This window comes from Kribbella sp. NPDC000426, assembly GCF_040300265.1.
Lineage (GTDB): Bacteria > Actinomycetota > Actinomycetes > Propionibacteriales > Kribbellaceae > Kribbella.
The window spans coordinates 282,624-293,890 of record NZ_JBEPDK010000001.1; the positions used below are offsets into that span (position 1 = coordinate 282,624).

Annotated in this window: 7 protein-coding genes; all 7 read right to left on the reverse strand. The window is 67.0% G+C overall.

Annotated elements, in window-relative coordinates; translation table 11 throughout:
• Window position 1: 1 nt before the first annotated feature.
• The 7 genes from ABT313_RS01375 to ABT313_RS01405 all read right to left on the reverse strand — a co-directional run bounded on the left by ABT313_RS01375 (window position 2) and on the right by ABT313_RS01405 (window position 11,255).
• Window positions 2-2,467, reverse strand: a complete 2,466-nt coding sequence (locus tag ABT313_RS01375; protein WP_350847415.1) for a glycoside hydrolase family 2 protein — start codon at window positions 2,465-2,467, stop codon at window positions 2-4.
• A gap of 39 nt (window positions 2,468-2,506) precedes the next feature.
• Window positions 2,507-3,784 carry a nickel-dependent lactate racemase gene (larA, locus tag ABT313_RS01380; protein ID WP_350847417.1) on the reverse strand — a complete coding sequence of 426 codons (1,278 nt, stop codon included), beginning with the start codon at window positions 3,782-3,784 and terminating at the stop codon, window positions 2,507-2,509.
• A 7-nt stretch (window positions 3,785-3,791) separates the two neighbouring features.
• A complete protein-coding gene (locus tag ABT313_RS01385; RefSeq protein WP_350847419.1) occupies window positions 3,792-5,108 on the reverse strand; it encodes an alpha-L-fucosidase in 1,317 nt (438 codons plus the stop codon).
• A 66-nt stretch (window positions 5,109-5,174) separates the two neighbouring features.
• Window positions 5,175-6,869, reverse strand: a complete 1,695-nt coding sequence (locus ABT313_RS01390; protein ID WP_350847421.1) for a type 2 periplasmic-binding domain-containing protein — start codon at window positions 6,867-6,869, stop codon at window positions 5,175-5,177.
• Between the two features lie 35 nt (window positions 6,870-6,904).
• Complete coding sequence (locus ABT313_RS01395) at window positions 6,905-7,864, reverse strand: carbohydrate ABC transporter permease (protein ID WP_350847422.1); 960 nt, start codon at window positions 7,862-7,864, stop codon at window positions 6,905-6,907.
• Window positions 7,861-8,853 carry an ABC transporter permease gene (locus ABT313_RS01400; protein WP_350847424.1) on the reverse strand — a complete coding sequence of 331 codons (993 nt, stop codon included), beginning with the start codon at window positions 8,851-8,853 and terminating at the stop codon, window positions 7,861-7,863. The genes ABT313_RS01395 and ABT313_RS01400 overlap by 4 nt, the downstream gene beginning before the upstream one ends.
• On the reverse strand, window positions 8,853-11,255 hold the full coding sequence (locus ABT313_RS01405) for a glycoside hydrolase family 95 protein (RefSeq protein WP_350847425.1): 2,403 nt from the start codon (window positions 11,253-11,255) through the stop codon (window positions 8,853-8,855). The genes ABT313_RS01400 and ABT313_RS01405 overlap by 1 nt, the downstream gene beginning before the upstream one ends.
• Window positions 11,256-11,267 lie beyond the last annotated feature (12 nt).

Below are 11,267 nucleotides of genomic sequence, written 5' to 3' on the forward strand. Positions count from 1 at the left end.
GTCAGGAGGTGCCTTCGGCGGCGAGGCTTGTGACGGACAGGGGCGCGGTCGTTGTCAGGCGGATTGCCGTTCCAGGCAGGTCGTCGACCGGGATGTTGTAGTCGAGGGTGCCGGGTGGGACGACGGTGATGGGATGCCAGGTGTCTCGGTCGGTCGCGTAGTCGACTGCGATCGGGGCGATGGCCGGCTCGCGGAGCGCGATCCGTACCACTCGGAGGGTGACAAGGCGTTCGAGGTGGACGGCGATCCACGGCGTCGTGTCGTTCTCGGCGTTCTGCCACCAGGTGTCGTACCGGCCATCGTTGACACAGCTGGCCACATGGTCGGGATGGTTGCTGCTGGCATCGGTCGGGTTGCCGATGCCGAAGAGCGAGGTCGGTGCCGCGATGACGGTCGCCGCGGGTGGCACGCGCCGCAAGGGCACCGTGTTGGGGCCCGTCAGGACCGGCCCGGCCGTGGTCTGGATGCTGAGGGAGGTGCTCGGCAGGCCGTCCGCTTGCGCGGTGATGACCGTCGTACCGCAGTGGTACGAGCGGAAGAACGCGGCTGCCGTACCGTCGCGGATCGGGTTGGGACCGTCGGGAGCGAAGTCCAACTGCAGGCCGGTTGCGAACTCTCCAGGGCCGGACGTGATGGTCAGCGTGACCGGGAGATCGTGCGCGATATGCCGGCCGTCGGAGTCGACGACGGTGACGATGACATGGCTGTCGTCGGTACCGTCCGAGCTCGACAACTCGGTCTTGTCCGCGGTGAGCAGCAGGCCGGCCGGAGTACCGGGCTGCGGCCAGGCGGGCGGCTCGATCCCACGGTAGGTCCGGCGATACCAGTACCACGCCCGCTTCGGCAGGCGTGCGTAGTCGACGATGCCCATCGAGCCGAGGTACGGGCCTGCGACGCTGCCGTGGTCGAAGCCGCACCAGATCACCTCTCCGGAGCGCCAGGGCAGCCGCCACGGATACGGATCCGTCTCCCCCGACTCGGCGTCTTTCGTCAGGTCTCCCCAGCCCGGGCTGTACTCACCCGGCCGCTGGGTGCTGGTCGAGCTGTACTCCGACACGAGGTTCGGGATGCCGGGATCCGGGAACAGCCACGCGCCGTCCCCGTTGTACCCGGCCAGGTCGCCCAGCCGGTCCGTGTCGCCCCGCTGCGCCCCGCCCACAGCCGCCGGCCGGGTCGGGTCGAGCTTGCGGGCCAGGTCGACGAGCTCGCCGATCAATCGGCGTACCTCCGGCATCACCGCCGGATCGGCGAAGAATGCCTCGTTCCCGACACTCCAGACGACCACCGACGGGTGATTGCGGTTGGCAAGGATCATCTCTTCGAGCTGTTGCTTGACACTCTGCTCGAAGGCGGCCCGGTGCCGTTCGTCCGTCGGGTACGAACCGCCGGCCCAGGGCGACCCGCCGGCCGGCGCGGTGCCCCAGAGCGTGCCCTCGGACCACACCAGCAGGCCGATCTCGTCGGCGACCTCGGTGAACACCGGATCGTGCGGGTAGTGCGAGCCGCGGATGAAGTCGAACCCGGCCTCCTTCATCATCAGCAGATCCCGGCGGATCGAGCCGTTCGTCACGGCGTCGCCCCAGCCCGATTGGTCCTGGTGGACGTTCGCGCCGAGCAGATAGCGGTGTACGCCGTTGAGGCTGAAGCCGGTGTGGGCATCGAAGTCGAAGTACCGGAACCCGAAAGGCGTGGTGACCTCATCGTGGACGAGTCCACCGGCGTCGCGCAGTACGGTCTGCACGGCGTACATCACCGGGGTCTCGGGGCTCCACAACTCGGGGCTGGTCAACGGCTCGGTTTCGACGACAACCTGCGTCGAACCGGGCGGGAAGGTCTGTTGCGGTGACTCGGCCCGTGCGAGCTCCTTGCCCTCTGAATCTCGCAGAATCAGCTGTACTGCGGCATCGACAGCGTCGGCTGTGTCGTTCTCGATCTCGACCTCGACGTGCACCCGGGCAACGCCGTCCTCCAGCCCTGGTGTCGTGACCGAGATGCCGTTCCAGGCGACGTGAACGGCGTCGGTCTGCTCGAGCCAGACGTCACGATAGAGACCGCCCGAGAACACGTGCTCCCCGCCGAGCGGCGCCAGGGTGGGATCCCAGGTGTTGTCGACCCGGACGGCGACGAGATTGCTCCCGGGGCGTACGGCGTCGCTGATGTCGACCACGAATCCGGTGTAGCCGCCGCGGTGGCTACCCACCTCGACACCGTTGACGTAGACGCGGGCGTCCTGAAACGCGGCCTCGAACTCGAGTTGCAGGGTGCCTTCGGTGGTATCCAGCTCCAGCTCCCGCCGATACCAGCCCGGGCCGACGTAGAAGTCGGTCGCCTGGAAGTACGGGATGCTGAACGAGTGCGGAAGCCCGACCGGCTCCCACCCGGAATCGTCGTACGGCGGCAACTCCGCTTCCGACGGATCTCCCAGCGTGAACCGCCAGCCGCGGTTGAGGACCGTCCGGCTTCGCACATCGACTCCTTGCTGTATTTGACCGGTCAACGACTGCTGTCAGCCGGCGGCTAGGTACGGGATGGTTTGGGGGCCTTCGGGCAGGATGCAGAGGCGGGCGTTCGGGCCTGCTGCGGCGAGGGATTCGGCGATGGTTGCCGTGATGTCGGCGGTCTGTTCCAGGTGGGCTGTGCGCAGCTCGGAGTCGGTCAGGTAGCCGGTGTGCATGATGACGCGGCTCGTTGCCTGGATCCGGGCCTGGATCTGCACCTGCCACTGATCGGGTGTGGTCTCGGCGCTGGCCGCGATCTGGTCGAGGAGGCCCTGGGGCGATGGGGCCGAGACGAGAAACGAGCGATAGTCGCCGTGGTCCGGGAAGCCGTCGCGGCACTCGGCGGCGCAGATGATGGTGCCGCCGGGGCGGACGATCTGGTGGGCAGCCGACATGCCCTTCACCGACTGATAGAGGTTCTGGTCGAGAGGAAAGCCCGAGTTGGTCGTGACCACCACGTCGAACGGGGCGTCGACCGGCTGCATCGCGATTCGCTTGGCCGCGGCGCAGGCGGCGGCGTGCATCGGCAGCAGGTCACCGCCGAACGCGGCGACGATCTCCTTGTCGCGATTGAGTACGACGTCGAGCGCGAACGTGACACCGGTGGCGTCCGCGATCGCCCGTACGTCGTCGTGCACCGGGTTGCCCTCGATCACACCCCATGTCGCCCGTGGGTCGCCGATCCGTGCGGCGTCATGAAGTACCAGGACGGTGTCAAGGCCGGCGAGACCCGGTGCGACGAGCTTGGGTCCGCCCGAGAACCCCGCGAAGAAATGCGGCTCGACGAAGCCGGTGGTGATGCGGACATCCGCCTCCACCCACTGCCGGTTCAACCAGACCGGCACACCGTTGCCGTGCGCCCCCATCCAGGCCAGCTGGTCCCGATCGCGTCCGTCGTGGTTGACGATCCGCACCGAGTCGACCACCTCGTCACCGAACATCTGCCGCAGCTCCGCGTCGCTGTTGCCACGATGCGTACCGGTCGCGACAAGCACGACCACGTCGTCGAGGTCGACAACCCCGTCGAGCTCGGCCAGCACCGCAGGAATCATCAACTCCCGCGGCTGCGGCCGGGTCCCGTCACACGCCGAGATCGCCACCGTCTGCCCTCGCCGTACCCGCTCCCGCAACGGCGCCCCCACCACCGGCTCCCGCAACGCCCGCCGCAACACCGCCGCCGGATCACCAGCCCTCACATGATGCACCGGCTCCACCACAGTCGTACGCGCCGGATCTGCCTCAACCACCAACCCAGACTCGCCATACGCGAGACGCACTTTCATCATCTGGCCATCATGCCGTTCCCAGGTCGATGGCGAGACAGTTGGCGGTGGGGAGGGGCGGGGTGGTGGGGAGGTGGGCTACGAGGATGCCGTGGGCTTGTTCGAAGGGGATGGGGCCGTGGCCCAGGAGGCGGACGGTGGTGGCTGTTTCGTGGTCGGCGAGGGTGCGGATGACGGCGCGGCGGTCGGCGGGCCAGGCGAGTTGGAAGGCGTAGAGGGTGTTGTCCCGGCGGGTGAAGCGGTAGTCGGTGCTGGTCCAGCTGACGCGGTCCTCGGTGAAGCCCTTGATCACGACGGTGGACGGGCCTTCGCCGAAGACGCGGAACGGGCGGGTGCCGTAGATGCCCTCGCCGCAGACCCGCATCCAGGCGCCGAGGTCCTCGAGGAGTTGCGAGCATTCGACGTCGATCGTGCCGTCGGGCAACTGCGGCACGTTGAGCAGCAGGTTGCCGTTCTTCGAGACGATGTCGACGAGCAACTCGATCACGTGGCCGGCGGTCTTGTAGACGTCGCGGACGTTGTAGAACCAGTCCCCCACCGAGGTGTCGGTCTGCCAGGGCGCCGGATTGATCTCCGGCGTCTGGCTGCGCTCGATGTCCATGATGCCGACCGCGCTCACCTCAGGGTTGCGGTCCTTCTGCTGGTACACCGCGCGAGGATTGGTGTTGTAGAGATGCGCGACCGCCCGGAGGCCAGGTGTGTAGTCGACCTCCCCGAACGGCAGCGGCCCGTCGGAGTACACCAGGTCAGGCTGATACTTGTCGATCATCTCGGTGACCGAGTCCAGCCAGTACCGGTGCCACTCGGGATCGTCGGTGTACCAGGGATCCGGCACCTCCGGGCCCTCGGTGGCCTTCATCCAGGTGAACGAGGCACCGAGATGCTCGGTGAGCCCGAACGGCAACTCGTGCTCGGCCGCGGCGGCCTTCCAGAGACCGACAATGTCCTTGCCCGGGCCGACCTTCACCGAGTTCCAGGGATTCACGGCCGAGTCGTAGTTGAAGAAGTTGTCGTGGTGCACAGCCTGCGCCACGAAGTACTTCGCACCGGCGGCGACGAACTGATCCATCAGCGCCCCGGCATCGAACCGCTCGGCCTTCCACCGCTCGGCGACGTCCTTGTAGCCGACCTCCGACGGATGGCCGTACGTCCGCAGGTGGTAGCGGTACTGGTCGCTGCCCTCGCGGTACATGTTGCGCGCGTACCAGTCGCCGTACCGCGGGACCGATTGGGGTCCCCAGTGCGACCAGATGCCGAGCTTCGCGTCCCGGAACCACTCCGGGCATTCGAATGTGGTCAGGGACTCGAACGTTGCGTCGAACGGCACTCTTTGCTCCTCGTCGCTGATACGCGGATGAGGGCCGGCCGGATCACTCCGGCCGGCCCGGATCGCCTACTTGTTGGGTACCTTGTCGTACGCGGTCTGCTGGATCTCCAGGTAGCGCTTCAGACCGAGACCGTCCAGCCCCTTGACGTAGCTGTCCCAGTCCGTGTCGATGTTCTTCGAGCCGGTGACGAATTGCAGCGCGTTCTGCTGGATGTAGTTCTCGAGGTTGGTCTGCAGGGTCGCGACCTCGTTGGCGAGCGTCGGGTCGATCCAGACCTTCCAGAACGGGTAGATCTGGGCCTTGTCCTCGTGCCCGGCGTACAGCTGGGTGGCGTCGAAGAGCTTCCGCTCGTACCCCGCCTGCGTGTGGATGTCGGTGTCGATGACCTCGGAGTTCCGGAACTTCGCGGTGTTGTTGTACTGCGCGAGCGCACCCCACCCGGAGTTCCGCGGCTTCGAGCCGGGCTTCAGCGGGATCTGTTTGAAGCTCGGCTTCAGCGACTTGTCGAGCGCAACGTCACCGGAACCCGGCTGGGTCCAGCCCTTGCCCTCCATCCCGAACTGACCGTTGATCTGGCCTGGGTCGGTGAAGATGTAGTCGAGCATCTTGATCGCCGCGATCTGCTTCTCCGGCGTGGCCTTCGACGTCAGCACGAACGTGGCGCCGGGAATGCTCGGGAAGACGTAGCTGGCGTAGTTCTTGCCTTCCGGGCCGGTCAGCGGCGGTACGGCGTCGTACTGCTTGTCCCGCCCGTCCGCCGAACCGGTGTTGACGAAGATGCCCGGGTGCATGACGGTGCCCGCGCCGAGGATGACCGAGCCGCCGTGGTTGCCCTGCTGCTGCATCGCGTCCGGGTTCTGGGTGAAGGCGCCCTTGTCGATCAGGCCTTCCTTGTAGAGCGAGTTGATGTACTTCAGGCCCTCGCGCCAGCCGTCCTTGTTCGCCTGGATGTCGACCTTGCCGTTGTTGAGAACCAGCGTGGTGTTGTTGCCGCCGCTGTTGTTCTGCCCTTGCGGGTCGTAGATGAAGGCGTCCATGAAGTACGGGATGAGGTTGTCGCGGACGTTCGCGCTGAGCGCGATCTCGTCCGCCTTGCCGTTGCCGTTCGGGTCCTGGGTCTTGAACGCCTGGAGCACCTTCCGCATGTCCTCGGTCGTCTTCGGCTGCTGCAGGCCCAGCTTCTTCAACCACGCCGAGTTCATCCACAGCTTGTCCGGGTACGAACAGTGGAAGCAGTCGACCCACTGCGGGATGCCGTAGATCTTGCCGTCCGGCGCGGTCGCCATCGCCTTCCACTCCGGCGTGGAGTCCAGGGCCTTCTTGATGTTCGGCGCGTACTGGTCGATCAGCTGGTTCAGCGGTACGAGGACACCCTGATTTCCCAGCTTCAGCAGGTCCGCCGTCGTGAACTGGTCGACCCAGGGGATCAGCAGGTACAGATCGGGGTAGTCACCGCTGGCCAGCGAGATCTGCCGCTTCTCCTTGGCCGGTCCACCGTCGTAGGTGGTCGTCTGCCACTTGATGGTGATGTTGTACTTCTGCTGGATCTGCTTGGTGAAGTCGTTCGTGGCCAGGTTCGTGTCGGCCGCCTGCGGCGAGAAGACGCTCAGCGTGACGGCCGGATTCCCGGTGATCGTCGGCAACGGCTTGCCCTGCTGATCGTTCGAGCCCTTGCCACCGGAACAGGCGGCAAGCGCGAGTGCCAGGAGACTCAGGCCGGCGACTGCGGCACGCCTCCGCTTCGTGAACTGTACAAACATTGGTCCCTCACAGGGTCGAGGTGTGATGCGGAGGATCAGCCCTTCACGGCGCCGATCAGGATTCCCTTGGTGAAATAGCGGGCGACGAACGGGTAGATGAGCAGCACCGGCACGCTCGCGACCACGATCAGCGAGTACTTGAGCAGGTCGGCGAGTTGCTGCCGCTGGATGACGACGGATGCGTCGACGGCCCCGCCGCCGGTGGTGTTGAGGATGAGGATGTTGCGCAGGACCAGCTGGAGCGGGAACAGGTCCGGGTTCTTGAGATAGATCAGCGCGTCGAAGTACGAGTTCCACTGCATGATCGCGTACATCAGTGCGACCACCGCGATCATTGGTTTGGCCAACGGGATCACCACCGACCAGAGGAACCGCAGGTCGCCGCAGCCGTCCAGCTCGGCGGCCTCGACCAGTTCGTCGGGGATCGCAGTACGGAAGTAGGTCCGGGCGATGATGACCTGCCAGACCCCGATCGCCTGCGGGATGATCAACGCCCACCGGGTGTCCAGCAGGCCGACCGACTGCACCACCAGGTACGTCGGGATCAGCCCGCCGGTGAACAGCATCGTGAACAGGATCGCCGTCATCACCACGTTGCGGCCGACCAGCGTACGGCGCGACATCGGGTATGCGATCGCGATCGTCATCGTGACGCTGACGATCGTGCCGACCACGGTGTAGAACAACGAGTTCAGGTAGCCCTGGACGATCTGCGGGTTCTCGAACACCGCGTGGTACCCGCGCAGCGAGAAGTCCACCGGCCAGAACAACACCCGGCCCGCCGAGACCGCTTCCGGGCTGCTGAACGAGCTCGCCACGATGTACAGCAGCGGCAGCAGCACGACCAGCAGGAAGACGCCGAGCAGCAGGTACACGCAGAGCAGGAAGATCCGGTCGGTCCGCGGCTCGCGGATCCGCCGGGCCCGCGCCGCCCGGCGCTCGACCCGCTTGTTCGTCTTGTTCGCCGACGGGCGCGTTTCGGTGACGACGCTCATGACCACAGTCCGTTCCCGGTGATCCGCTTGGCGATCGTGTTGACCATCAGCAGCAGGGCGAGGTTGATCACCGAGTTGAACAGCCCGACCGCGGTGGCGCCGCTGAAGTCCGCGTTCAGCAGACCGGTCTTGTACACGTACGTCGCGATGATTTCCGACTGGCTCAGGTTCAGCGGGTTCTGCAGCAGGAACGCCTTCTCGAACCCGATCGCCATGATGTTGCCGACGGCAAGAACCAGGATGATCACCGCGGTCGGCATGATGCCGGGCAGATCCACGTGCCGGATCCGCTGCAGCCGGCTCGCACCGTCGATCTTGGCCGACTCGTGCAGCGCCGGGTCGATCCCGGACAGCGCGGCCAGGTAGATCACCGCGGAGTACCCGGTGGTCTGCCAGACGTCGGACCACACATAGATGTGGCGGAAGTAGTCGGGGTTGCCGAGGAAGTCGATCGCCGGTACGCCGAAGAAGCCGAGCCCTTCGTTCACGATGCCGAGCCGCGGCGACAACACCAGGATCGTCATCGACACCACAACCACGGTCGAGATGAAGTACGGCGCGTAGGTCACCAGCTGCACGGTCCGCTTGAACAAGCCGTTGCGGACCTCGTTCACCGCCAGCGCCAGGATGATCGCGATCGGGAAACTCGCCGCGACGGTGTAGACCGACAACACGAAGGTGTTCTTCACCAGGGTCCAGAACACCGGGTTGTGGAAGAACAGGTCGAAGTTCTGCCAACCCACCCACGGGCTGCCCCAGATACCCTTGATCACGTTGAAGCTCTTGAAGGCCAGCACGGCGTTCGACATCGGGATGTACTTGAACACCACGAACCAGACCAGCGGCACGACCATCAACAGGTACAGCGTCCAGTGCCGGCGGAAACTGCGGCGCAGCCCCTTGATCCCGGGGCGCTCGCGCCGGCGGCGCCGCTTGTTCCGGCGCGGCAACTCACCGGCCGGTGGCTGGATGGTTGTCAGCGTTGCCATCAGACCTCCTCTTCCGGGCCGGCGGTGAGGGCCGAGCTCACGCGCCGGCCGATTCCGGCCGTCAACCTCACAAGCACCCGATCGTCGCCATGGCGGACGACCCGCTCCTGGTCCCGGTCGGCGGTGAGGACTGCCTCGATGCCCTGCGGCGTCCATGCGATGTCGACGGTCACGCCGTCACGCGCTCTCAGACCGGCGACCCGTCCGCTCGGCCATTCGGCCGGCAGCGCGGGGAGCAGCTCGATCTCGCCGGCGTGGCTCTGCATCAGCATCTCTGCGATCCCGGCAGTCGCACCGAAGTTACCGTCGATCTGGAACGGCGGATGCGCGCAGAACAGGTTCGGGTAGACACCGGCACCGCTGCCTGGACGTCCCCTCGCGGAGTCGTCCGCCGGCTTGAGGAAAGCCCGGACCAGGCGGTGGGCCGCGGCGGCGTCGCGCAGGCGGGCCCGCAGGCAGATCTTCCACGCCAGCGACCATCCCGTCGCCTCGTCACCGCGCAGGTCGAGCGTCCGCAACGCCGCGGCGGCGAGGTCGGGAGTGCTGTCCGGCGTGATCGCATCGCCGGGATGTACGCCGACCAGGTGCGACATGTGCCGGTGATGCGGGTCCTCCTCCGGCAGGTCGGCCGCCCACTCCTGCAGCTGGCCCCGTGCGCCGATCGGCGGCTCGGGCAGTCGCTTCCGTGCGGTCGACAGCTCGCCGACGAGCGGGTCGACGACGTCCAGTACCTCGGCCGCCTGCTCGACCCGGCGGAACAGGTCCGAGATCAACGCGATGTCCATCGTCGACGACTCGGTGACCGAAGCGGGCCGGCCGTCGGCGGCGATGTAGTCGTTCTCCGGGGATGTCGACGGCGACGTACCGAGGCTGCCGTCCGGCATCTCCACCAGCCAGTCGAGGCAGAACTCCGCCGCGCCGCGCAACACCCGCCAGGAGCGGCCGAGGAACTCGGCGTCGCCGGTGAACTCGTAGTGGTCCCACAGGTGCCGGACCAGCCACGCGCCGGCCATCGGCCAGTTCGACCACCGCGGATCGCCCTCGACCGGGTTCGTCCAGCACCAGGCGTCGGCGTTGTGGTGCGCGGTCCAGCCGCCGCATCCGTACCGCTCGCGGGCCGTCGTACGTCCGGCCTCGGCGAGTTGCTCGATAAACCTGAGCAGCGGTTCGTGGCACTCGGACAAGTTCGTCGTCTCGGCCGGCCAGTAGTTCATCTCGGTATTGATGTTGATCGTGAAGTTCGAGCTCCACGGCGGCCGGACGATGTCGTTCCAGATCCCCTGCAGGTTCGTCGGCAGGCCGCCCGGTCGCGAACTCGCGACCATCAGGTAGCGACCGTAGTTGAAGATCAGCGCGGCCAGGGCCGGGTCGTCGCCGTCGGCCTCCCGGGCCACCCGAACGTTGGTCGGCAGCTCGGCGCGCTCCGCCGATCCGGACAGTTCGAGCGACGCGCGCCGGAACAGCCGGCGGTGATCCGCCTGATGATCGGCCAGGAGGTCGCCGTACTCGCGTTCGAGCGCGGCCCGCACCGTCCGGTCCGCGGCGGCCAGGCACTCGGCGCCGCTCCGGGTCGGCACGGTGTACGGGCCGTCGTACCCAGTGGCGGTTGCGAGCACGAGGGTGACCTCGGTCGCGCCGTCGATCTCGAGCCCGGAGTCTCCCACCCGGAGCTCGCCATCGGTGACAGCCCGCAGCGCGATGGCTGCTTCCATGCCGCGATCGTCACCGTCGGAGTACCGGATCGGCACCGGTACGTCGCGATGCGGCGGGGCAACCTCGGCCGGGGCCTGCAGGGTCAGGCCCAGCCCGTCCGTGATCGTCTCCGGGTTCGACGGCAACTGCGACGTCAGTCGGCAATTGAGCGCGAGCACCGGCTCGGATGCGGTCAAGCGCTGGACCAGCACGCCGTCGGGCGCGCTGACGAAGACCTCCTGCCGGACCTTCACTCCCCCGATCTCGTACGCCGTCGTGGCCACCGCGGCATCGAGATCCAGCTCGCGACGGTACTGCGAGACCGCGTCAGCCGTCGGCGTACTGCCTGCGACCCGGATCTCGAGCAGGAGATCGCCCGCCGGCAGGTACGCCTGGCAGTAACCGGAATGAAAGCCGCCGGCCAGCTCGTGTGCGCGCCGGACATCACCCGCCCGGAGCGCGTCGCGCACAGCCTGGACCGCGTCCGCACCGGTCGCGCCGAGCGGGGTCGACAACAGTCGTGCGGTCTCCGGACCTCCCGACCACAGGGTCTCGTCGTTCAGCCCGATCCGGTCCGTGCCGATTCCGCCGTGGCACATCGCGCCGATCCGGCCGTTGCCGAGCGGCAGCGCCTCCAGCCAGGATGCCGCCGGCCGGTCGTAATACAGCCGCTGCGGCCCGGAGCGGTCCGAGCTCACCAGGTTGCTCATACCACGCGTCCT